This window comes from Anaerococcus sp. NML200537 (genome assembly GCF_026131715.1).
Lineage (GTDB): Bacteria > Bacillota > Clostridia > Tissierellales > Peptoniphilaceae > Anaerococcus > Anaerococcus kampingae.
In genome coordinates this window covers 1-24,535 of record NZ_JAMXSL010000003.1, presented here as the reverse complement: position 1 = coordinate 24,535, position 24,535 = coordinate 1, and the positions used below count along the sequence as shown (strand labels likewise).

Here is a 24,535-nt window from a genome sequence, read left to right as displayed (position 1 = left end):
ACAGAAAGTAAATGGTAGATGAGAATTGCAGGGTAAGATTTTTTGTGAATGGATCTAACAGATCAATGGTGAATCGAAATAGTAGCCAGCGGGTGTTTCTCACCTTACAGGGATAGGATATGTATGTATCTAAAGATGTCTAATTTTAGACAAGAGGGATGGCACCGTGGGCTAAGGCTCGCTCCTATATATTAGGAGTGAGCTTTTTTTATTCCCCTAACTCAATGAAAAGAAAGGTAAAATAATGCAAAAACAAAATACAATCAAAACAAGAAATCTAACCATATCAGCAGTCTTCATGGCCCTAGGACTAGTCCTCCACTTCATGGTACCAGGAATATTTTTTGGAGTCAAGCCAGACTTTCTCCTATCAATGATGTTTATATCTTTAATGATAGTAGAAGATGTCAAAGAAGCCCTACTTCTAGGAGTTGCTGGAGGAATAATGAGTGCCCTAACAACAGGTTTTCCAGGAGGCCAAATCCCAAACTTCATCGAAAAGATAATCACAAGCCTAGTAGTCTTCTACCTAATAAAGACAATGAATAAAAACTTCTCAATCCCAAAGATAATCCTAATCTTTGCCCTAGGAACAATGGTTTCAGGAACAATGTTTCTAACACTTGCCCTAGGCATGACCAAACAACTAAACCTCTTCATCCCATCCTACCCAGTAGTCCTAGTAGCCATGCCAATAAACGCAATCCTCGGCATATTTTTATACCAGGCAGCTAGAAGGATGAATTTGTTGAAATAAAAATATCCCAGCCCTTTAGCTGGGTTTTTTTAAAGCCTCCAAAAATTGGAGGCTTAGTTTTTATATTTTTATCGATTTAAAAAGTTCTTTTGTGTAGTCATCCCTATCTGGGCTTGCTAGGTCTTTGGTTTCGAATAGGTCTACTAACCTTCCCTTATAAAGGACTCCTATCCTGTCGCAAAGGTAGGCTATTACGTTTAAGTCGTGGGAGATGAAGAGGCAGGTGAAGTTGTGGGTTTTTTGAAGTTTTTTAATTAGGTTTAGGATTTGAGCCTGGATTGATACATCTAGGGCAGATACTCCTTCATCTATTATTAAAAACTCTGGCTCTATTATTAGGGCACAGGCTATGGCTATTCTTTGCTTTTGACCGCCTGATAGGTTGCCTGGATAATAATCTAGCACATCGCTTTCCATCTCTATTTCTTCTAGGATGTCCCTGATCTTTTTTTCCCCTTCTTCTTCTGTATAAACCTTGTGGATTTTAAGGATTTCCCTGATGGAAAAGCCTATGGTTTTTTTGGGATTTAGAGCCTGGTAGGGATTTTGAAAGACTACCTGGAGCTTTTTCCTGTAGGCTAAAAGTTCTTCCTTGCTTAGGCTTGTTATGTCCTTATCTTCAAAATATACCTTGCCGGATGTTTCCTTTATTAGCCTTAGGATGATGTTTGATAGGGTGGTCTTGCCTGAGCCAGATTCACCGACTAGGCCAAAGATTTCTCCTCTTTTTATGTCAAAGCTAACCTTATCTAGAGCTAGGTTGTCCTTTTTTCTAAAGAGGATGGCAGAATCCTTATATACCTTGCTTATATTTTCTATTTTTAAGATACTAGTCATTTTGATCTCCGTATAAGTGGCAATGAACTTCACGCCCATCTTTGATGTAGGCTGCTGGGTAAGTTCTCTTGCAAATGTCCATGGTGTGGTCACACCTATCTGCAAATGGACATCCTTCATTTGACCTATTTTTTAAATCTGGTACATGGCCTTTGATATTGTAAAGGGCCTCTCCCCTTTTCTTATAATTTGGCACTGCCTTTAGGAGGGCCTTGGTATAAGGATGGAGGGGCTTATCTATTACATCTCTTGTGTCTCCCTTTTCAACCAATCTTCCTGCATACATGATCATGACTTTTTTACAAATCCTGTTGATTAGGTTTAAGTCGTGGCTTATAAATAAGATTGCTCCCTTGTAGATGTGGCCTAGGTCCTTAAAAAGGTCGATGATTTGGGCCTGGACCTTGGCATCTAGAGCTGTGGTTGGCTCATCTGCTATGAGGACATTTGGATTTGCAATTAGGGCCATGCAGATTACTATCCTTTGCTGCATGCCGCCTGATAGCTCGTGGGGATATTTATTATATAAATCTTCTACATCCCTAAGACCTACATTTTCCATAGTTTTATATACAAGGTCTTGGCGTTTTTTCTTATCAAAATCGTAGTGGATTTTAGGACTTCTTCGATTTGGGCCCCCACTTTCATTAAGGGATTTAGGGCTGAGCCTGGTTCTTGGAAGACTGTGGCTATATTTCTAGACCTGTATTTTTTCCAATCCTTATCAGATAGGCCAAGGACTTCTATATCACGAAGCTTGCAAGAACCTGACTTTATTATAGCATCTTTTGACTGGATTCCAAGAATTGTCTGGGTTGCTACAGTCTTGCCGCAGCCGCTTTCTCCAACTAAGCCTACAAAGTCATTTTCAAAAAGGTCAAAGGATATGTGGTTGACTGCATTTTTATCTCCATTAACAGTATTAAAGGCTACTGTTAGGTCCTTTACTTCTAGGATTTTTTTCATCTTGCTGCCTTCTCTTTCAATCTTTCTGACCTGAATTTCTCTCCATAAAGGGTAAAGCCCAATACTACTAGGCTTAGGCAAATACCTGTGAAGATGAAATAGTGAGGTGCCTGGTTAAAATAGGCTTGACTTTCTTTTAGCATCCTGCCCCAAGATGGGTTTGGTGGCCTAACTCCAAGGCCTAAGTAGGAAAGTCCTGCTTCGGCAAGAATTGCCTGAGATACTGATAAGACAATAGCTACCATGAGTTGGTTTTTGATATTTGGAAGGATGTGGTTGATGGCTATATAAAGAGGACTGGCCCCCTTAACAACTGCAGATTTGACAAACTGAGCGTTTTTAATCTGCAAAAATCCACTCCTTACAACCCTTGCAAAATAAGGGACTGACATAATTCCAATGGCAAGGATGGTATTCATAACCCCAGCTCCAAATACTGTTACAAGCATCATGGCAAATAAAATGCCTGGAAAGGCCATGAGTGAGTCTATAAATCTCATCAAAACTTCATCAATAGCTCCTCCAAAATATCCAGCACTTGCCCCTATGATTGAACCTAGGAAAAGAGCCAAGGATACTGTTCCAAAGGAAAGGATGAGGGCGTATTGGGACCCTTCCATAAGGCGTGATAGGATATCTCTTCCCATATTGTCTGTTCCAAAAGGATGGGCTAGGCTTGGTGATAAGAGCTTCATAGATGTATCTACCTTATTTGGGTCATAAGGTGTCCAAAATATTGAAATAATAAGGATTATAAAATAAAGGCCAATTATTGCCTTGCCAATCCTTATCGAATTTTTATTTTCTTTAATCATCTGCCACCTCGAATCCTTGGGTCAACTAGGCCGTAAATTATATCTATTATTAGATTTATAAAAATCACTAAAAATGCCACCGCAAGTACTACTGACTGGATAAGTGGGAAGTCTCTAGAGCTAATTGAGGCTACAATTAGAGAACCTACTCCTGGTAGGGAAAATACATTTTCTACTATAAGCGATCCGCCAACTGCTGATGTTAGGCACATTCCAATAACTGTGATTACTGGAATTAAGGCATTTCTTAAGACGTGCTTGTATAAGATTTCCTTAAGTTCCATCCCCTTCATCCTGGCTGTCCTTACATAGTCCTTGTTGATTTCATCAAGAAGGGCCGCCTGCATGTACCTAATTATGGTTGCCACATTTGGTATTGCAATGGCAAGGGATGGGAGGAAGAAATTCTTAAGCTTATCCAAAAAGCTTCCGCCCATTATATTAAAAGACAGGGTTGAAAATAGGCCGAGTCTTACTGCAAATAAGTGGATTAGCAAAAATGCTAGCCAAAAGGATGGAATTGAAATCCCAAGTTGGGTCACCGCTGTGATTATAGATGCATACCACTTATCAGCCTTCATGGTTATTTGTATTGATAGGGGAATGGCTATTATTATTGATAGAATCAATGAATAAAAGGTAAGCCACATAGTTACAGGTAGCTTCTTAAAAAAAAGTTCCCTAACAGGGATTTGGTATTTGATGCTCATGCCCATATCAAGTCTAAAAAGTCCTAAAATCCAATTTATGTATCTTTCAAAGATAGGCTTATCAAGACCTAGCTCTTTTTCAAGAGCTAGGAGTTGGTGTGGATCTGCCTCAGTTCCTAAGATTATCTCAGCAGGATTGCCTCCTATTATCTGAAATACAAAAAATATGAGAAGTGAGACAAAAAACAAGGTCATGATAAGCGAAACTATCTTTTTTATTATTGATTTTGTCATTATTTTAAGCTTATATCTTCTAGATTTAGTTTTTGGACTGGGTAGGTCTTAAGACCTGTGTAGCCATTATTTAGGACTATGTTGTCGTTAGGGTCCTGTATAAATACAGATGCGCAGTCTTTAGCTATGATTTCTTGGGCATCTTTGACATTTTTGATAAGTTCATCCCTATTTACAGCTGATTTTGCATCTTCAATTGCCTTATCAAAGGCTTCAGATTTATAATTAATATAATCTTTCTCGCTTGATGAAACATACCTATCTAAAATCCTAATTGGGTCTATATAGCCAATGAAGCCAACTATTGTTGTTTCAAAATCTTTTTTCTTATAAACCTTATCAAGCCATGTTGAAAATTCTATTGGATCTATTGTCGCATTTATACCTGCTTTTTTAAGTTGGGCTTGGATTAATTCTCCTGTGTCCATGTGATACTTATAATCACTTGGTACTGTTATTTTGATATCAAGGCCATTTGGATATCCGGCTTCTTTCAATAATTCCTTAGCCTTTTCTACATCTGTTGGGTAAAACTCTTCAAGTTCATTGTAATAATCTTTTAGAGCTGGTGAGAATGAAGAATAAAGTTTTGTAGCCTTTCCGCCACCTACAGAATTTATTATTTCATCCTTATCTATAGCATAGGCTATGGCTTGTCTTACTCTAATATCGTCGAATGGTTTAACCCCATTATTTATTCCAAGTACTTGAACTAGGTTTTGTGGGTGAGAGTATGAATCTGTTGATTCTTTTACTTGCTCAAGCTCATCAGCTGTAAGCTTTGAAGCAAGATCTACTTCCTTGTTATTTAACGCCATTACTAGAGCTTGATTATCGGCTATTCTAACTATATTTACTTGCTTAATCTTAGCTATGTGGTCTTTTCTATGGTAATCATCAAATCTTTCCAAAATTAACCCTTCACCTGGTGTATAGGATACAAACTTGTAAGGACCTGTACCAAGAGGCTTATTTTGGTTATCTTCATAATCTTTTTTGACCATAGCTTGGGTTAATAAGTAGATAAAACTATTATCTCTTTCCTTTAATTTAACAGTGATCTCTGTAGGTGAAATAACTTTCATCTCTACAATTCCAGTAAATTTACTGTTCAAAGGCTCACCACTTGTAAGACCTGATAGTTTATCCAAGGTGTAATACACATCATCTGCACTAAAGTCAGATCCATCGTGGAACTTGACACCTTCTTTAAGCTTAAAGTTATATGTAAGTCCATCTTCAGAAATCTCATAAGACTCAGCCAAATCTGGAGCCAGATTTCCATCATCATCCACATCAACCAAACCATCAAAGATTTGATCTGTCATTGTTTTTGTGTCCCCTGCAGTAGTTTTGAATGGGTCAAGGGAATCTATCTCTGTAGCCATAGCTACTGTTAGTGGTCTTTCTGCTACTTGTGTTTCATTCTTTCCTTCTGCCTTTTGCTCTGACTCTTTAGCACCACCGCAAGAGGTCATCATTAGACCTGCTAAAAGTAGAGTCAAAAGTGTTTTTGATTTTTTCATTTCTCCTCCTTAGGAAAATTATTTATTACTATTATAACACATGGATATTTTTTTAACAATGTTTTCTAAAAAAAATTTCCTATGTCCTATGGACAGTATACTTAAATAAAATTTTAATGCTAATTTTTATGGCTAATTTTAGTTATTCAATTTTAGTTTTACAATAATAAGATATCACTTTATTGAATCAGTATAAAATGATTGTATACTAATTAATTATAAGGAGGTTGTATGAATTTTTTAAAGCTCGCCAAAGGAATTGAAGAAACTATCATCAAGGATAGAAGGAATCTCCATAAGATTCCAGAGCTTGAACTAAACTTACCAAAGACAGTGGCCTACGTAGAAGAAGAACTAAAATCTCTAGGTATCCCCTACAAAAAATTGGTAAATGACAATGCCATAGTGGCTGAAATCGGAACTTACAAGGGAAAATGTATAGCCATCAGGGCTGATATGGATGCCCTACCAATCACAGAAGAAACTGGCCTTGATTTTAAATCGACTCATGAAGGGTGTATGCACGCCTGCGGTCACGATGGCCACACAGCCATGGCTCTTGGGGCTGCCAGACTTTTAAAGGAAAATGAAGATAAGCTTGATGGCCTGGTCAAAATATTTTTCCAACCAGGTGAAGAAATCCCTGGTGGTGCCAAGCCAATGATTGATGAAGGATGTATGGAAAACCCTAAGGTGGACAGGGTAATTGGCCTTCATGAAGGCGGGATTTTTGGGAATTTACCCCAAGGCACTATAGCCTACAAAAAAGGCCCTATGATGGCCTCTATGGATGCCTTTATCATCAGGGTTAAGGGCCACGGCGGCCACGGGGCAAGACCAGATTCTTTTATTGACCCGATTGCAACCATTAGTGAAATTAATTTGGGTCTGCAAAAGATTATCTCAAGAGAGCTTGACCCAACCCAGTCTTCCCTCATTTCTATCTGCCAAATCCATGGCGGTACATGCCAAAATATCATACCAGATGAGGTTTGGGAGGAGGGTACAGTTAGAAATCTCAACGAAGAAACCAGAGACTTTGTGGAAAAAAGAATGGCAGAAATTGTAGAAAATACAGCCAAGGCCTTTAGGTGCGAGGGAATCCTCGAATACAAGAGATTTTACCCAAGCCTTATAAATGACGATGACTTTACAGGCTATGTTAAAGATATTGCCACTGATTTACTTGGTAAAGATAAAGTTAGAGAGATAGCAAATCCATCTATGGGTGGTGAAGACTTTTCCTTTTTCCTAAAGGAAGCCAAAGGTACCTTCCTATCCCTTAACAATCTTAAAGAAAACAAAGATGGCAAAATCTACCCACACCACAATTCAAAATTCGACGTAGAAGAAAGCACATTTTATATAGGAACTGGCATCCTTGCAGAAGTTGCTTATAGGTATTTGAAAGAAGGAAAAAAATAAAAAAATTTAAACTGCACATCATAGCCCTAGGAATAGTCATAATCCCAGCCTTTCCCATATCAGGCTTTATCAGCTACCATACAGAAAATGTAGATTTCACAACCCTTTGTACACCAATCCTTGCCTACGCAGGTATCTACACAGGTTAAAAACTAGACAAGCTAAAGAAAACCGGACCAAAAATCATCATACTTTCTATCTTCGTAATCTTGGGTACCTACATAGGTTCATCTATTATTGCCCAAATTATCTTAAAAATGATTGGTCAAATCTAATTTAAAGTCTAAAAGAGCCTTGCAAATATCGCAAGGCTTCTTTTATTAAAATTAACTTTCGATAAGCTTTCTATAAATTTAGCGAATTTGATTTTCTAACAAAACTAAATTGATATTTTATAAATTTTCATCAAACTTTGTAATTAGAGAATAATTATAGTAATTATAGCAAACCTTTGTCACTTGTAAATATGCGATATTTATGAGTGCAGGCCTTGTTTTTTTATTTGTATTGCTGTATAATTATTACGTTCATAGTTAAATAATAATTATGAACGAATTTATAGAAAGAAGGTTATATATTTGGTAGAAAATAAAAATTTTCATTGGCCAACTTTTATACTTATGGCAAGCGTAACATTTATGGCGATCTTGTCTGAATTAGTGCCGTCTGGAATCTTGCCAGAGCTTATGACTGGTCTTGGTATATCAGAAGCACAAGCTGGTACTTTAGTTGGTTTTTATGCAATAGCCAGTGCGATTTTTGCAATTCCATTAATATCTGCAACTGTTGAATTTAACAGGAAGAAGCTTTTGCTTGGTTTACTAATAGGCTTTGCTCTAAGTAATATCTTAGTAGGTATTGCACCTAGTTATAGTATTGCCATTGTTGGAAGAGTTATTGGTGGAATATGTGCTGGAGTTTTGTGGCCAATGATTGCGGCTTACGGAATGAAGCTTGTTGATGATGAACATAAGGGCTTGGCAGTCGCTGTTATTATGAGTGGTACGACATTTGGTATGAGCTTAGGTCTTCCGCTTGTAACATTTATTGGTACAAATATTGGATGGAGAGTTGAATTTTTAGCAATTGCAATTCTTATTATTTTTATTGCCCTAGGCAGTAATTTCATGTTGCCAGAAGTTTCTGGAGAAAAAAGAGTTGCGGCAAACTCACCTCTTACTCTTATCAAAAATAAAGGCGTGCTTATTATTATCTTACTTACCTTTATATCAGTAGTTACTAACTACGGAGTTTACACATATATCACAAATTTGGTTGATTCAATGAATTACAGTGGAGGAATTGGATTTGCCCAAGTTCTTTTTGGAATTGGTTCAATCTTATCTGTTTTTATTGCAGGAAAAATTATTGATAAGCATATAAAGATACTTTGCCTTTTAATGTTAGCGTCATCTTGCCTAGCCTTTATATTTTTTAGTGTCTTTTCATCAATTAGTCTTATGGTTCACTTAGGATTTATCCTATGGGGAATTGGCTTTGGAGCCTTAGTTACCTTATATCAAACAGCAGTTGCAAGACAAGTGCCACCAAACGCATCAGCAGTTGCTACGTCATTACAATCTGCAAGTTTTAATTTTTCAATAATGGTTGCAAGTTCACTAGGTGGAGCAATACTTGCAAATGGAAATATTAATAATCTACTTATCCTAATGACTACAATCTTAGGAGTAGGTTTGATTGTAACGATTTTATCAAAGAAGACAATGGCTTAATTATTTAAAATTTCTTAGGAGGAATATATTATGAAGAAAAAATTTATTAATGCAAAAGTTTATGGTCATGGAGATTCATCTGAAATCTTAGTTGAAGATGGAAAGTTTTCAAAATTTGGAAACAATCTGGAAGATGCAGATGAAGTTATTGATTTAGATGGAAAACTTGTTATTCCACCATATGTGGATGCCCACCTTCACCTAGACTACTACATGATTGGTAAGACTGATGAAGTTAAAAATGAATCAGGAACACTTTTTGAAGCAATCGACCTTTGGAATGACTTCAAAAAGGGAGTAACAAAAGAAGATATGAAAAATAGAATTTACCAAGCAGTGGAAGATTGTCTTTCCTATGGTACTCAATATATAAGGGCTCAAACTGACTGTACTGATCCTAACCTAACAGGAATAAAGGCTGCTCTTGAAGTGCGTGATGAATTAAAAGATAAGTGTACAATTCAAGTTGTTGCCTTCCCACAAAATGGTATGTATTCATATAAAGAAGATGGCAAAACAGGAAGAGATTTAGTTGAAGAAGCGCTTGAACTTGGCTGCGAAGTTGTTGGTGGAATTCCACACAACGAATGGAGCCGTGAACTTGGAGAAAAGTCACTAAAAGAAATTGTTGAGCTTGCAGTAAAACATGACAAACTTATTGACGTTCACTGTGATGAAACTGATGATGTTATGGCAAGATTTGTAGAAGTATTAAATGCAGAAGCAATGATGAAGGGTATTGCTGAAAAAACAACAGCAAGTCATACTTGTTCCTTTGGATCAGCTGATGATTCATATGCCTTTAGAATGATGGGACTATTTAGAAAATCTAAATTAAATTTCGTCTCCCTTCCAACAGAAAATGCCTTCTTACAAGGCCGCCAAGATTCATACCCAAAACGTCGTGGTATCACAAGAGTTCGTGAATTTGTAGATAATGGTATTAATGTATGCTTTGCTCAAGACTCTATAGTCGACCTTTGGTACCCAGCAGGCAATGGAAACCTAATGAATATTCTTGATAATGGAATCCACCTTGCACAACTAATGGGCGAAAAGGACTTTGATAAGGACTTTGACCTTGTAACTTATAATGGAGCAAAAGCAATGTACCTTCAAGACGAATATGGATTTGATGAAGGAAAACCAGCTAACTTCATAGTTCTTGATGCACCAAATGAATTTGAGGCAATAAGAAATAGGGCTGAATGTCTTTCATCAGTACGTAATGGAGAATTCTTATTTAAAAAAGCAAAAAGAGAATTTGAAGTTGCTCTTAAATTAAAATAAAAATCAACAAAAAAATAGGGGCTCTATAGGCCCCAAAGCGTCGATAAATCCGTTAATTAATCGGGTTTATTGACGCTTTTTTTAATACAATTTGTTTTTAAAAACTATTACAAATACATCATCAGTTAATAATAAATTTGAATTAAAAATAGACACTCTCTTTAGAAAAAATATTAATCCTAACTAGCTTAAGTAAGTAGGCCTATTTAAAAGAAAATGTCTATTAATTAAATTTTATAGCTTGATACAATTATAAATAATATTATCAAAAGAATAGATTTGTCAATCCTGCAAGGTCAGCACTTTTTTATAGCTTATCTTCAACTGATTTTATTTTTTGTTCCATAGAGGCTTTTTTATCACGTCTGTCATCAATTTTTATAACTGTGTAGACCCTGTCTGCTCCCTTAGAAAATACTGACTCTTGCATCTTTCTAATGGCGGCAAAGGCCTTGTCACAATCTGCCTCAATTACAGTTCCCATAGGATTTAGCTTATATTTTAGGCCCTCATCCTTTAGGATTTTTTCTGCTTCTGCTACATATTTACTAACTGATGTTTCCTTGGTGCCAAGTGGCACAAGGGCTACTTCTACTATTGCCATTTAAATCTCCTCAAAAAATCCCTTATATATTTCGTATGCCTCGTAATGGTCCTTCATGCCGCAAAGCTCTCTAATAGAATGCATGGCAAGCATTGGTATACCCACATCTATGGTCTTTAGGCCAAGAACTGTAGTTGTGATTGGCCCAATTGTGGAACCACCTGTCTTGTCATTTCTGTTGTGGAAGGTCTGTAGCTTAAGACCCAATTTATTTGCTAGGTCAAAAAGTCTTGCCTTAGTTTCAACAAATGATGCATAGGCTCCATTTGCAGCGATTTTTACTACTAGTCCCTCATTCATCTTTACAATATTAGTTGGGTCAGAATATTCTGGATAAGATGGGTGAATGGCATGGGCTTGGTCGGCAGAAATCAGCATAGAATTTTCCACCATAATTTGGTAGCCTTCCTCATCAAGACCTGATTTAAGGGCAATTCTCTTAAGCACAGCCTTTAAGAAATTAGAAGCCGCTCCTCCCCTAGTCCTTGATCCGATTTCCTCATTGTCATTTAAGATAATCATCTTATTGGCACCTTCTTTAGAATCCACAAGGGCCCTAAGAGAAGCGTGAACAGAACCGAGATTGTCAATCCTTCCTACTTGAACCATATCATTTATTATCGCCCCAGCTTGCCTATCATAAAGGCCTAGGTCAAAGTCAAGGATGGCATCCTCATCTATTTTCAGGTCCTCAGCAAGAAGTTTAAGAATAAATCCATCCGCTTCAAGCGCATCGCTGATAGTTTTTACAAGAGGATAAAGTTTATCTTGAGGATTATAACCATAGCCCTTGTTGATTTCCCTATTCATGTGGATGGCTGCATTTGGAATAGTCAAAAGGTTCTTGTCAATATTTACAAGAGAATATTTAATCTCATCGCCTTCCTTGTAGGCAACCTTTCCTGCTAGAGATAGGGTCCTATCAAGCCAGGTTGAATGAATCATGCCCCCATAAGGTTCTATATTTAGCTTTAAATAGCCATTTGTCCCTATTTCTGGATTAGACTTGACTTTAAAGGTTGGGCTATCGGTGTGAGATCCTATTATCTCAAAGCCCTCCCTTGGGTCTTTTCCTATTTCAAAGGCTATAAGAGCGGAATCATCACGAATTACATAGTATTTTCCCCTTCCTAATTCCCAATTTTCTTTTTCAGAAAGCCTCTTAAAGCCAGCCTCCTCTAGAATTTCGCTAGCATTTTTAACTGCGAAATAGTTTAGAGGAGATGCATCAATAAATTTTATTAAATCTTCACTAAATTCTTTGTATATTTTCATCATAAAATTATCATACGTCAAGACCGATAAAATTCATTTGAAAATGGGTATAATTATTTTATTAAGGAGTTAAAAATGAATGAGCAAAAAAATTTAAAAATTAAACCAGTAATTATTGAAGGACTTATGTTCTTAGCCTACGCATTTTTCGCAGTCAACTGGATAGCAGGTTCAAAACTTACACCCAATATCCTAAATTTCTTTAATGTGGAAGGCCCTCACGCAGTTAGCCTTATAAATAATGTGGTAACTGTGGCAAAAATCTTGGGAAATCTGATAGCTGCAACAATCTTTGTCAAGCTCTTTCCCAAAAAATCTATAGGACTTGCAGCACTCTTAATACCAGCAGGGGCCATGCTTGCAGCCCTATCCCAGTCCTTTCCTGTTTTTCTAATAGGAAGGTTCATCATGGGCTTTGGAGGAGCACTTTTTGTAGTCTACTTCTCACCAGTAGTAGTAAATTACTTCCACCCAGATCAAAGACCAGTGGTAAATGCCCTAAATAACGTATCCTACAATGTAGGATCAATCCTAGCTCTCCTTCTAATAGGACCAATCATAAAATTATTAGGACTTGGTAGGTGGGCCTTAGTAGCTTTTGCTATCGTATCTTTTATAATCTTCGCCCTCTGGCTAATATTTGGTGAAAACTTTGAAATTTCATCAACAAAAACAAGTGATGGCCTAGACTTTAACCTAAAAGATGCCTTTAAGGAAAAAATCGCCATAATCATGCCAACCATGTATTTTGGCCACTTGACCCTATATATGGTCATGCTAAATATTTTCCCAAACACCAACTTTTCACCAATACCTGCCAGCAAAATCTCAACCCTATTTACAACAGGAGCCCTAATCGGTACTCTTCTATCAATAATAGTAGCAAAAAAATCAACAAAAAGAGTCCCAACCCTAAAAATATCAGGCATCCTTACAACAATAATAGCCATAGCCCTAATAAATTCAACAAATGCGACATTTTCAACAATCCTAGCCCTTGCTTTGGGAACAATAATGTATGTACCACTAACAAACTTCGTCCTAATCCCACAAGAGATTCCGGGCATGTATTCAGAAAAACTAACCCAAATCATGAGCGTCTATTGGTCCCTAGTTTATATCCTAGAAACCATAGCCTATCAGATAATAGTAATGATAGAGCATTCAGCAGGAGAAAAAACTGCCCTAATGGCAACAGCAATCTTATCAGCAACCTTCATCATTGGGTCATTTATAATAAAAGAACCAAAAGATTTATAGAAAAAAGGGGCCTAAGCCCCTTTTAAAATCCCCCTTTTTTCTCATTTTTAATGAATTATAATTTTTTACTTTAATTCTTCGTAATTATATCTCATATCGAATTATATTTATTTACAATTGAATCTTCGTCTAAAGAGGAGGCCCAAGGACCCTTTCGCATGGGTCCTTGGCCCTCCCCCTTAGGCGAAGTCATCAGCTTGATGACAACAATTTATTACGTGATAAGATAACGAAGAATTAAAGTAAATAATAATATTATCTTGGATAAATCTCAGTTTAAATATCTTATAACTTCTTTAAAAACTCCCAAGGCCTCTTCCAGAGTATCCTCATTAAAATCAAAACTATCCTTATGGTGGCCTGCTGCTAGTTTGCTTCCGAATATGAAGTGGACTGCCTTGCCTCCATTTTCTTCTACTTTGTTTATGAAGTAGACTACATCTTCTGAGGCTTTAAATTTGCCATTTAGGAAGGTCTTATAGCCTCGTTTTCCTAGCATATCGTTTATTTCTTTATAAAATTCACTTTCTATCTTTAAAAGAGCTGGGGCCGATCCTACTGTTTTTATTTCATAGGCTAGGTCGAAGGCTTTGGCCGCTCCTTCTACTATCTCGTAGGTTCTTTTTACCAGGGTCTGGTTGATGGCTTCTGTCTCTCCCCTGGTTTCCATTTCTAAGATTGCCCTATCTGATACTGAGTTTCTTGTTGACCCTGCTCTTATTACTCCTACATTTACCCTGGCCATGCCGGTTGAAAATTGGGTTAGGGTGTGGAGGTTTAGGGTGGCTGTAGCTGCAGCTAGGTTGGCATTTTTTCCTTCTTCTGGGAGGGCACCTGCGTGAGAGGCATGTCCCTTAAAGGTTATATCTAGTTTGGTGGATGATAAAAATCCTCCTGTCCCTACGCAGATTTTCCCATCTTCTACTCCCATTCCCAAATGGCCTGCAAATAGATAATCTAGGTTGTCAGCAACTCCTGCCTCTGTCAGGGACCTTGCTCCTCTTAAGCCTTCTTCGGCTGGTTGAAAGATTAGGGTGTAGGTACCCTTTAGGTTTTCCTTATTATCTACAAGCCATTTGCCTAAAAACAGCCCAATTGATAGGTGGCCATCGTGGCCACAGGCGTGGCAGGTCTTATCATTTCTTGACCTAAAGCCTTCTTTTGCTGGCCTGTGGGACTCTTCTTTAGATTCTCTGATTGTTAGGGCATCTATGTCGAAACGAAAACCAATATTTGGGCCTGGCTTATTTGTATAAATTTTTGCCACTGCTCCCGTGTAACCTTCTAGGATTTCTGAAATATCGAAATCGACATCTTCATCTATTGTTACTGCATAGGCCTTTGTTTGTTTAGGGCTTGGCCTACCGTACATGTAGGCTTGGCTGTGGATTTCTTTTCCAAATCTTATTTCATCGACTCCAATTTCTTTTAGGTTTTTTATGATGTTAATTGTTGTCCTAAATTCCAAAAAACCTGGCTCTGCTATTGAGTGGTAGAACCTCCTAGTTAATCTTATATCTTTTTCCATATCAAGCCTCTTTCCTATAGGCTAAAAAGTACAAAAATCCAACAAGGATGGCCCCACCGATAATATTGCCAAGGGTAACTGGCAGGAGGTTTTTAACAACCATGTTAGACAAATTAAGACTAGCTATAGCCTGTCCACCTAGACCGGATTTTACCGCAAGACTTGCAATATTTTTAGCCATAATTCCTGCTGGTATATAATACATATTGGCAATGCTATGCTCAAAACCTGATAGGACAAATATTAGCACTAGGAAAAATCCAGCTATGGCCTTTGACCCATAAGATTTGGCTCCAAGTCCCATCCAAACACCCAAGCATACCAAAAAGTTGGCCAAAATTCCCAGGATAAGGGCCTGGCTAAAGGATAAGTCTATTTTTGCCTTGGCTATTAAAATTGTCCTTGCCCCAACAAGGCCATCTCCCATTAGCCATTGACCAGATTGGGCGAGCAGAATTACTATAAAAAGAGCCCCTATAAAATTTCCAAAATAGACTAAAGCCCATGATTTTAGCATAGTCTTAAGGCTGATTTTTTTATCAAAGAGGGCAAAGACCATCAGGCAATTACCAGTAAAAAGCTCCCCACCTGCAAGCATTACAAAGATTAGGCCAGGTGTAAAAACAAGGCCTTGGATAAGTTTACCCATAGGCAAGGTCTCAGGACTTGCAAGCAAGTGGGCTGAGGCAAGGCTTGAGGCCACTGCTGCTAAGCTTATAAAAACGCCTGCAAAAAAAGCTAAAATCATCGTTTTCTTGATCGGCATTTGAGATTTTTTCCAATAAGTATCAGTCGCCCTTGGTAAAATTTTATCAGGGCTTAGATCATTTTCCATAAATACTCCTTATTTTTTATCTAATTAATTAATAATCTTACCTTTTCTAGGCTAAGAAAAAAGACAAGCCTAGGCCTATCTTTTAAAAAATAAAATAATTTTCCCTTAGCCCCAAATTACAAAGGAATTTCGGCCTAACTTTTTATCCTCATACTTATTAGCTGCTAGGATATTTGAATCTCCTAGGTCAAAATCTAGATCATTACCCAAATTTATAGCAAGGCTTAGCTTGCTTTCGCAATCAAACCTTTCGACTAATAAAATATCATCCTTGCTTGAAATTTTAATCTTGCCATCTCTTATAACTTTTTGACCCTTTACACTTAAAATTTCCTTGATTTTTTCCAGATAAGATATGTTTTTTTCTAGACTAATCCAAGGGAAAGATCTCCTGCAATCTGGGTCTCCCTTGCCTTCTAGGCCAATTTCTGTTCCATAATAGACTAAGTTAGCCCCCATATACACAACGCTTAAAGCTATCGCTGCCAAATGTTTATCCCTAGACCCATTTATTTCTGTAATAAATCTAGGTGTATCGTGGGTATCAAGTAGATTTAGCATCATCATGTTTGCCTGATTTCTATTTCTCATCTGAACCATATTAAAACGATCACTTGCTTTCTTTGCATCAATCTTTTTAGTAAAATAATCAAGGCTTATTTTACTAAAGGCATAATTCATTATAGAATCAAATTCATCACCTCTTAGGAAAGTCTCAGCGTTGTGCCAATTTTCTCCGATAATTACAGCGTCAGCCTTGGCACTTTTGATTTCCTTACGAAATCTCTTCCAAAAATCATGACTAACCTCATCTGACACATCAAGTCTCCAGCCATCTATGTCAAACTCCTCAATCCAATACTTGCCTACCTTTATTAAATAATCTTGGACCTCCTTATTTGAAGTCCTAAGCTTGGGCATATTATAAACATGGGCAAAGGTCTGGTAATTTATCTTTTCTATATCAGCCTTATCTCCATCAATATAAAACCAATTGTTATATTTAGATTTTTCTCCCTTTTCCCTCACATCTTCAAAGATAGGATTTAGGTGGGACATGTGGTTAAAAACTGCATCTAGGACAATCCTTATACCCAAGTCATGGGCCCTATTGACAAGCTTTTTAAAGTCTTTTTTATCACCAAAATGCGGATCAATTTCAAAATAATCAATTATATCGTACTTGTGGTTGGTCGGTGACTTAAAAATCGGAGTCAGATAAAGGCAGTTGATACCCAATTCTTTAATATAGTCTAGTTTTTCAGTAATTCCCCTAAGGTCGCCACCTGCAAAAGACTTTGGAGATGGCAAGTCTAGCCATTTTTGATTGATATAGGTATCATCTTTGTCAAAATTCCCCCTATTAAATCTCTCGACAAAAATCTGATAAAATACAGCATCCCTCATCCATTCGACTGGCTTAAAAATATCTGCCTCGTTGATATATGGCATGTGAAATGATGTGAAGTAAAAATTATCAAGATCATAAGTCTCTTCGAGTCCATATTCACTTAGGTAATAAGTCTTATTAGCTTCTTCTATTTTGAAAATATAGGCAAATCTCTTATCTTTTATTTTTATATTTATCTCATAGTAAGCAAAAAGCTCATCGACAAAGGTCTTCTCCATATTAGCTTCCTGCCAGCTGTGCGGGTAGTCAAATTTGTATGTGTAAAGCAGGCTTACATCGACTTCATCTTCCCTACCAGCCCTCAACCTTATATTTAGTTCGTCTTCACCTATGGCATAGGCCATAAAGCTTTCACTTAAATGTAAAATTGCACTTTTATTCATAAATCCTCTCTTTCATTTATATAATTATATGCTAGGATGAGATTTTTTCATTTATAAAGGAAAAACCCCTCCATCCGTCTTGCGGATTTTGGGGTTGAGATCATTTTGAAAGGAGTGCTTAACCTATAAATATTTTTCCTTATATTTTTTGACAATATTATCTACACTAAAGCCTAGTTTTTCTGCAACTAGATCACCAGGGCCTGAGATTCCAAAGTCATCTATGGCAATATTTAGTCCCTTATCTCCGGTCCATTCTGCCCAACCAAAGGATGAAGCCATTTCAATACTTACCCTATTTTTAACATCTTTTGGAAGGAGGGATTCTTTGTAGGATGCATCTTGTTTTCTAAAGAGGGTCATTGATGGCATTGATATTACTCTTATGGCCTGGCCTTCTTTTTCGAGGGCCTCTGCTGCCTTAATGGCTAGGGCTACTTCTGAACCTGTTGCAATAAAGATTCCATCTGGCTTTTCCTTGCTTGCCTCTTTTATGATGTAGGCTCCCTTTTCGATTGATTCTAGCTTTTCTGTTGCCTTTAGATTTTCTAGATTTTGTCTTGAAAGCGCTATGACTGTTGGGCTTTCCTTACTTTCTAGAGCTATTTTCCAAGCTTGTCTTACTTCGTTTCCATCTGCTGGTCTTAAGTCGATTACATTTGGTATTGACCTTACCATGGCTAGTTGCTCTATTGGCTCATGGGTTGGTCCATCTTCACCAACAGCCACTGAATCGTGGGTGAAAACATAGGTTAGAGGAAGCTTGGATAGTGCTGATAGCCTTAAGGCTGCCTTTACATAATCTACAAATACGAAGAAGGTTGATACATGGTGGAAGCTTCCTCCGTGGGCCATAATTCCGTTGCCTATGGTTGCCATGGCAAATTCTCTTACTCCATACCAGACATTTCTTCCTGATGGGTCGTCCTTAAAGGATGGAGATTCTCCTATATCTGTCTTATTTGATGAAAAGAGGTCTGCTGATCCGCCCCAGATATTTCGGTTGTTTTTGGCTAGGTCTTGGAGGATTTCCCCGCCTGATGCTCTTGATGCTAGGGCCTTATCTTCTGCTGTATATTTTCTTATCTTGTCAAAGAAATTATCGTCTAATTTTCTTTCTATACCATTTATTAGAGATTGATAAGCTTCTGGATAGGCTTTTTTATATTCTTCCATCAAATCATCCCAGGCCTTGTTTGCTTCTTGGCCTCTCTTGCCTAGATTTTCTTTGAATGTGTCATAGATTTTTTCTGGAATTTCAAAGTCCTTGTTTTCCCACTTATAAAATTCTTTGGCCTTGGCAAAGTCGTCTCCACCTAGGGGTGCTCCGTGGACCTTGTTTGTGCCTTGGTTTGCTGAACCGTAGCCTATGATTGTTTTTATTTCTATTAGGCTTGGTTTTTCATCTTGGCTGTTAGCCTTTTCTATTGCCTTGCCTATGGCTTCTAAATCTTCGCCGTCATCTACTTTTATATAGTTCCAGCCTTGGGCTTTGACCCTTTCTTCTACATTTTCTGAGAAAGATGTATTTAATTTTCCATCTAGGCAGATGTCATTTGAGTCATAAAGCATTACTAATTTTGACAATTTTAAGTGACCTGCCAGACTCATTGCCTCATAGGATACACCTTCCATTAGGTCTCCATCTCCGCATAGGCAGTAGGTTTTGTGGTCTATTACCGGATAATCTTCCTTATTATAGACTGCTGCCATGTGCTTTTCTGCTAGGGCCATGCCTACAGCATTTGCTATTCCTTGGCCTAGTGGTCCTGTTGTTACTTCTACTCCTTCTGTGTCAAGTCTTTCTGGATGGCCTGGGGCCTTTGATCCTATCTGCCTAAAGTTTTTAAGATCTTCGATTGGAAGATTGTATCCTGCTAGGTGGATCATTGAGTAAAGTAGGGCTGACCCGTGGCCTGCTGATAAAACAAACCTGTCTCTATTAAAGAATGATGGATTTTTTGGATTTACATTGAGATATTTATTCCATAAAGAATAAATCATTGGGGCAGCTCCCATGCAGATGCCCGGGTGGCCGCTGTTTGCCTTTTCTATTTGGGCTAGGGATAGGCTTCTTATGGCTGCTATCGCTTTTATATCTTTATTTCCTGTCATTTTCTCACCTATTTTTCTCTATTTTCAAATGCTTCCCAATCTTTTTTGAAGCTTGCTATACCTGCATCTGTTAATGGGTGAGACCATAGTTTTTCAAAGATTGAGCCTGGAATTGTTGCTATGTGGGCTCCTGCTAGGGCTGAGCCCTCTAAGTGTTTGTTTGTTCTGATGGATGCTGCTATTATTTCACTTTCTAGACCATAGATGTCTAGGACTTCTCTAAGTTCACTTATTAGCCTTATTCCATCTTCTCCCATATCATCGATTCTTCCGACAAATGGTGATATGTAGGTGGCTCCTGCTTTTGCTGCCATTAGGCCTTGGCTTACTGAAAATATTAGGGTGCAGTTGGTTTTGATTCCTTCTTTTGATAGGGTATTTACTGCTTTTAGGCCATCTTCTGTCATTGGGATTTTGACTACTATATTATCTGCCCAAGTAGCTATATCTCTTGCTTCTTTTACCATATTTTCGTAATCATAGCTTGTTACTTCTGCTGATATTGGTCCATCTACGAAGGAAGCTATTTCTGTTACTACTTCTTTGAAGTCCCTGCCTTCTTTGTTGATTAGGGATGGGTTGGTTGTTACTCCATCACATAGGCCTAGGTCATTTATTCTTTTAATTTCATCTACATTTGCTGTGTCTAAGAAAAATTTCATTTTTACTCCTTCTTTTCTATGCTTTTTAAAATAGCAGTGAATTTTATCTAGGAAATAATTGCCCCGATTTAAATCCACTGCTAAAATTTAGAATATTTCGTTTATCTTTTCTTTAAAATCGATAGCTGCTTGTCTTGGATCTTCAGCCTTTGCTATTCCTCTGCCGGCGATAAATGCATATACATCTACCCCCTTAAATAGTTCTAATGTATTTACATCAAGGCCACCTGTAGCATAAACTTTAAAGCCCATGTCTATTAATTTTCTGATTTTGTTAAGGTCTTTTTCTCCCCAAGTTTCACCACTTAGGAGGGCATCTCTTGATTGGTGGTAAACTACTTCGTCTATTCCAATTTCCATCCATTGTTTGGCTTGGTCAAAGGTCCAATCTCCGTAAAGCTCTACTTGAAGACGATCAAGCTCTTTTTTTGCTGCCTGCATTGTTGGAATTGTTGCACAGCAGATGACTGTCATTATATTAGCTCCTGCATCCTTGCAGTTTTTGGCTACTGTTCCGCCTGCGTCTGCACATTTTGTGTCAGCTAGGATGTCTTTTTCTGGATATAGGGCTCTGATTGCTCTAACTGGCTCCATACCATCTTGCAAGCATAAAACAGTTCCTACTTCTAAGATGTCTACTACATCTCCTACTTCTCTAACAGTTTCTAAAGCTTCCGCTAAATTTTGGCTATCTAAAGCTATTTGTAATTTTGGTTTTGTCATTATTCATTCCTTTATTTCAATTTATTTGTCAAAAATTCATAAGCGTCTCTTATGATTTCTTTGTAATTTTCTTCACCGTGGTTCCAGAATTCTCCAGTATAAAGATTTACACCTTGGTCTTTTAACTCACTAATGCATCTTTCATATTCAGTGTGACCACCAGAACCAAAGGTCATGTCCCTATAGATTCCTGGATTTGTCTCCTTTAGGTGGGCTGCAAATATATGGCCCCTGCCAAGTTTTAAATCTTCTACTACATCTGTCCCATATTTTACGGCCGCATTTTTTAAATTGCCTATGTCTGGATAAATTCCTAGATATGGACTGTCGATCAGTTTTACATATTTCATGGCCTTTTCTACTGTATCCATAAACTCGGTTTCCATGGTTTCAAAGGCTAAAATCACACCGTATTTACTTGCCATCTCCACTGCCTTAGCTAGGTTTTCGGTAAAATATTTGACTGTATCAGGGCAAGACTCTTCATAATAAACGTCATAGCCAGCTAATTGGATGATTTTAATACCATTTACATCGGCAAACTCGATGGCTTTTTCCATTATTGATAGACTTTTATTTCTTTTAAAAGTATCTAAGGAACCAAATGGATATTTTCTATGACCTGATAGGCACATTGTCCTTATCCTAACTCCCTCATCTCTTTGAGCCTTGGCTAGGTCATAGGCAAAGCCGTTATATATCCTATTTAGCTTTTCATCGGTCTCATCTACGCTTATTTCAACTTGATCAAAGCCGATTTCCTTGGCTAATTTTAGTTTCTGATGGATATTTAATTCATTTGGTAGGGCCTTTTCATAGATACCCAGGTTAATTTTGTCCATAATATGCATTTTCTCCATGTTTTCTTAGATAATGCTTATCTAAGAGGGTCTGACTCATTGCTTCATACCTTTTAAGAGCTTCTAAGTGCCAATTCATAAAGGCCACTTCTTCTAGAACTACTGAATGAAATACTGAATCTGCAGCATCTTTACCAAAGGTGAATGGTCCGTGATTTGCTACTAAGACTGCTGGTATTTGGTCAGCCTTTATATTTCTTTCCTTAAAGGTTTCTACTATTACAAGGCCAGTATTTTTCTCATATTCGCTTGCTATTTCTTCTTTTGTCATATCCCTTGTTGCAGGAATTGGACCATAGAAATAATCGGCTTGGGTTGTACCAGCTGCCTTTATATCAAGCTTAGCCTGGGCCATTATGGTTGCCCATCTTGAGTGGGTGTGGGTTATGCCCGATATTTCTGGGAAATTCTTATAAAGCTCTATATGGGTTGGAGTGTCGCTTGATGGATTTAAATCTCCCTCAACGACATTTCCTTCCATATCCACAACTACCATGTCGCTTGCTTTCATAGAAGAATATTCAACTCCAGATGGCTTTATAACTATATATTTCCTGTCTTCAGTAATTTCTGATACATTGCCCCAGGTAAACTTTACTAAGTCATACTTAGGCAAGAGCAAGTTTGCCCTATATACTCTTTCTTTTAATTCCTCTAACATATTTTCCTACTAACCTTTCTTATTCTTTTTCTTATTTCTCTAATAAATTATTTTCTAAAATTCTTTCTTTAGCTTCATCTTTTGAAAGAATATTTTTCATACCTACTATTTGTACGCCCCTTGCCTTTAGATCATCAAATGTAGACATAAAGTTGATAGCACAGAATATTACATCAGCAGTCCTACCTGTAGACTTACCTTCTGCTAAAGAGCAGTGAGATATATCTAATTTGCCCTTATAGTCTAATTCTTTAAAAGCTTGTTTAATCTTATTCATCATCATTAAAGATGTTCCAGCACCATTAGCACACGCAACTATAATTTTCATATTTATCTCCTTTATATCATTTATTTATTGTTTCTTTATAAGCTTCGTAATCTTCTGTGATTAGGAAGTAGCCTTTTTTGTTCTTTCTGTATTGAATTTGTGGTATAGCAATAAATACTATAGCAACTATTGCCACACCGATGTAACCAAGATTATTCATGATTACTGTAGCAGCTGGCCATACTGTGGCCCAGTCTACCATTCCTAGATATCCACCGTATTGGCCAAGTCCTGTATAAGAAGCTATGAAAGCTGAACCAAATACCTGAACTAAACCTGATATAAATGGAATCAAGAAGGCTGCCTTATAGCCACCTCTGTTGTCTGAATAAACTCCAAGTACCGCATTGTCGAAAAATAGTGGAACGAAACCAGCTATTATTAGGGTAGGTGATTTCATTAGGAAAAGTATAGCTATAGCTAAGAATTGTCCTAAAGCACCAAACATAAAGCCAATTGTTACAGCATTTGCTGAACCAAAACCAAATATTGCTGCACAGTCGATTCCTGGAAGAGCCCCTGGCAGTAATTTATTTTGAATACCATCAAAAGATCCAGTTAATTCACCAACGAAGGTCCTAACTCCAAGTTGTAAGATAGCAAGGTTTACAGCAAATGAGAATGATGATTCTAATATATAGAAGAAGAAGTTATCTTCTAATTTTAACGCTTCTTGAGCTACTAGGTAATCTTTGCCTAAAACTAATTGGATAACTCCAAAAAATCCTGTCATAAGGATGGCAGTTGCAACCATGTTTTCATTAAAGATAGATAAGAAGCCTGGTAATTCAATATCATCAATGCTCTTACTATTTTCTTTGTGATTTTTGAACAATTTATCAGATAACCAGCAAGCAAATCTTATACCAAACATTTGTTGGTGGGCTATACAAAATCCTGCCCCATCTGTTAGTTGTTGGGTATCTTCAACGGTTAGGTTAGAACCAACAGCCCAATATAGGCCTAGTAAAACAGCCATTATGATTAAAATTGGTGTCTGACCAAGTTTTGGGAAACAAAATATAACTAACCAAAAAGCTGTAGCAGCTTGTTGCATTTGAACGTGACCTGTTGTAAAGACCGCTCTCATCTTTGTGATATTTTTAAGCCTAACTAGTACTATATTTACAATAAAGGCTATAAGTAATAGAAGCATTACTTGGGAGAAAGACCTTCCTAAATGTTCCATACCTTCAGTAACTGCATTTTGACCAAAATATGGGTCAATAACTGTAGCTGATATCTGGAACCTATCCTTAAGGCCAGTAAGTATTGGCCTAAAGGTCTTAACAAGGCCACCAGAACCAACAGATAAGATCATATATCCAACAGTTGCCTTGATAAAGCCAGCCAAGGCATCGTACCATTTTCTACCATCTAAAAGATATCCAATTAATACTAAAAAACCTATAAAAAACGCTGGTTTATGACCTGAACCCCAAAATCCGGAATACGGATGGAGGGGTTTTTGTATGCCAAAATACACAAAAGAATTTAAAATCAAACTAGTAACGGAATATTTATCAGGGGAATCTGGAGGCAGTCCGATGGTTGCTAAAAAATATGATATACCCGAAGGTACATTACAAAACTGGAT

Annotated in this window: 23 protein-coding genes; 5 read left to right on the top strand and 18 right to left on the bottom strand. The window is 37.4% G+C overall.

The genetic code is table 11. The features are described from left to right. The first annotated feature begins 244 nt into the window (after positions 1-244). Entirely contained in the window at positions 245-757 is a 513-nt protein-coding gene (locus tag NH288_RS01275; protein WP_265212467.1) for a tryptophan transporter, read from the top strand. A 60-nt stretch (positions 758-817) separates the two neighbouring features. On the opposite strand, the gene NH288_RS01270 is transcribed toward NH288_RS01275, so the two are convergent. From NH288_RS01270 to NH288_RS01245, 6 genes are read right to left on the bottom strand one after another with little or no spacing between them, the layout of a single operon-like run. Next, positions 818-1,594 carry an ABC transporter ATP-binding protein gene (locus NH288_RS01270; RefSeq protein WP_265212466.1) on the bottom strand — a complete coding sequence of 259 codons (777 nt, stop codon included), beginning with the start codon at positions 1,592-1,594 and terminating at the stop codon, positions 818-820. Beyond that, complete coding sequence (locus NH288_RS01265) at positions 1,587-2,156, bottom strand: ABC transporter ATP-binding protein (RefSeq protein ID WP_265212465.1); 570 nt, start codon at positions 2,154-2,156, stop codon at positions 1,587-1,589. The genes NH288_RS01270 and NH288_RS01265 overlap by 8 nt, the downstream gene beginning before the upstream one ends. After that, positions 2,144-2,560 (bottom strand): ATP-binding cassette domain-containing protein, encoded by a 417-nt coding sequence (locus NH288_RS01260; protein WP_265212463.1) that lies wholly within the window; start codon positions 2,558-2,560, stop codon positions 2,144-2,146. The genes NH288_RS01265 and NH288_RS01260 overlap by 13 nt, the downstream gene beginning before the upstream one ends. Then, positions 2,557-3,375, bottom strand: a complete 819-nt coding sequence (locus tag NH288_RS01255) for an ABC transporter permease (protein WP_265212462.1) — start codon at positions 3,373-3,375, stop codon at positions 2,557-2,559. Before NH288_RS01255 ends, NH288_RS01260 begins: the two co-directional genes overlap by 4 nt. After that, a complete protein-coding gene (locus NH288_RS01250; RefSeq protein WP_106461717.1) occupies positions 3,372-4,319 on the bottom strand; it encodes an ABC transporter permease in 948 nt (315 codons plus the stop codon). The genes NH288_RS01255 and NH288_RS01250 overlap by 4 nt, the downstream gene beginning before the upstream one ends. Beyond that, positions 4,319-5,845 (bottom strand): ABC transporter substrate-binding protein, encoded by a 1,527-nt coding sequence (locus NH288_RS01245; RefSeq protein ID WP_265212460.1) that lies wholly within the window; start codon positions 5,843-5,845, stop codon positions 4,319-4,321. Before NH288_RS01245 ends, NH288_RS01250 begins: the two co-directional genes overlap by 1 nt. A 231-nt stretch (positions 5,846-6,076) precedes the next feature. Here NH288_RS01245 and NH288_RS01240 point away from each other — a divergent pair, with 231 nt between their 5' ends. From NH288_RS01240 to NH288_RS01230, 3 genes are all read left to right on the top strand, one after another. Further along, entirely contained in the window at positions 6,077-7,270 is a 1,194-nt protein-coding gene (locus tag NH288_RS01240) for a M20 metallopeptidase family protein (RefSeq protein WP_265212458.1), read from the top strand. A gap of 578 nt (positions 7,271-7,848) precedes the next feature. Further along, entirely contained in the window at positions 7,849-9,003 is a 1,155-nt protein-coding gene (locus NH288_RS01235) for an MFS transporter (RefSeq protein ID WP_265212456.1), read from the top strand. Positions 9,004-9,033: 30 nt separating this feature from the next. Next, positions 9,034-10,293, top strand: a complete 1,260-nt coding sequence (locus NH288_RS01230; protein ID WP_106461710.1) for an amidohydrolase family protein — start codon at positions 9,034-9,036, stop codon at positions 10,291-10,293. Positions 10,294-10,600: 307 nt separating this feature from the next. Here NH288_RS01230 and NH288_RS01225 read toward each other — a convergent pair whose 3' ends face one another. Together NH288_RS01225 and NH288_RS01220 are read right to left on the bottom strand one after the other, a co-directional pair. After that, entirely contained in the window at positions 10,601-10,897 is a 297-nt protein-coding gene (locus NH288_RS01225) for an MTH1187 family thiamine-binding protein (RefSeq protein WP_106461708.1), read from the bottom strand. Next, entirely contained in the window at positions 10,898-12,175 is a 1,278-nt protein-coding gene (locus tag NH288_RS01220; protein ID WP_265212454.1) for a M18 family aminopeptidase, read from the bottom strand. Positions 12,176-12,247: 72 nt separating this feature from the next. On the opposite strand from NH288_RS01220, the gene NH288_RS01215 reads away from it, so the two are divergent. Continuing rightward, positions 12,248-13,432 carry an MFS transporter gene (locus tag NH288_RS01215; protein ID WP_265212452.1) on the top strand — a complete coding sequence of 395 codons (1,185 nt, stop codon included), beginning with the start codon at positions 12,248-12,250 and terminating at the stop codon, positions 13,430-13,432. 271 nt (positions 13,433-13,703) lie between these two features. Here the strand turns inward: NH288_RS01215 and NH288_RS01210 are convergent, their stop codons facing one another. The 10 genes from NH288_RS01210 to NH288_RS01165 all read right to left on the bottom strand — a co-directional run bounded on the left by NH288_RS01210 (position 13,704) and on the right by NH288_RS01165 (position 24,424). Next, entirely contained in the window at positions 13,704-14,960 is a 1,257-nt protein-coding gene (locus NH288_RS01210; protein ID WP_265212450.1) for an amidohydrolase, read from the bottom strand. Position 14,961: 1 nt separating this feature from the next. After that, complete coding sequence (locus NH288_RS01205) at positions 14,962-15,795, bottom strand: formate/nitrite transporter family protein (RefSeq protein WP_265212448.1); 834 nt, start codon at positions 15,793-15,795, stop codon at positions 14,962-14,964. A 105-nt stretch (positions 15,796-15,900) separates the two neighbouring features. Then, entirely contained in the window at positions 15,901-17,589 is a 1,689-nt protein-coding gene (locus NH288_RS01200) for a glycoside hydrolase family 13 protein (RefSeq protein WP_265212446.1), read from the bottom strand. A 123-nt stretch (positions 17,590-17,712) separates the two neighbouring features. Further along, complete coding sequence (tkt, locus tag NH288_RS01195; protein WP_265212445.1) at positions 17,713-19,704, bottom strand: transketolase; 1,992 nt, start codon at positions 19,702-19,704, stop codon at positions 17,713-17,715. A gap of 8 nt (positions 19,705-19,712) precedes the next feature. Continuing rightward, a complete protein-coding gene (gene fsa / locus NH288_RS01190) occupies positions 19,713-20,366 on the bottom strand; it encodes a fructose-6-phosphate aldolase (RefSeq protein WP_265212444.1) in 654 nt (217 codons plus the stop codon). 87 nt (positions 20,367-20,453) lie between these two features. Next, positions 20,454-21,089, bottom strand: coding sequence for a 3-keto-L-gulonate-6-phosphate decarboxylase UlaD (locus tag NH288_RS01185; protein WP_265212442.1), 636 nt, complete (start codon positions 21,087-21,089; stop codon positions 20,454-20,456). Between the two features lie 11 nt (positions 21,090-21,100). Next, complete coding sequence (locus NH288_RS01180; protein ID WP_265212440.1) at positions 21,101-21,931, bottom strand: L-ribulose-5-phosphate 3-epimerase; 831 nt, start codon at positions 21,929-21,931, stop codon at positions 21,101-21,103. After that, complete coding sequence (locus NH288_RS01175) at positions 21,918-22,610, bottom strand: L-ribulose-5-phosphate 4-epimerase (RefSeq protein WP_265212436.1); 693 nt, start codon at positions 22,608-22,610, stop codon at positions 21,918-21,920. The genes NH288_RS01180 and NH288_RS01175 overlap by 14 nt, the downstream gene beginning before the upstream one ends. Positions 22,611-22,641: 31 nt before the next feature. Further along, positions 22,642-22,938, bottom strand: a complete 297-nt coding sequence (locus tag NH288_RS01170) for a PTS sugar transporter subunit IIB (protein WP_265212434.1) — start codon at positions 22,936-22,938, stop codon at positions 22,642-22,644. A 16-nt stretch (positions 22,939-22,954) separates the two neighbouring features. Further along, positions 22,955-24,424: a PTS ascorbate transporter subunit IIC gene (locus NH288_RS01165; RefSeq protein ID WP_265212432.1), complete on the bottom strand. Its 1,470-nt coding sequence runs from the start codon at positions 24,422-24,424 to the stop codon at positions 22,955-22,957. Positions 24,425-24,535 lie beyond the last annotated feature (111 nt).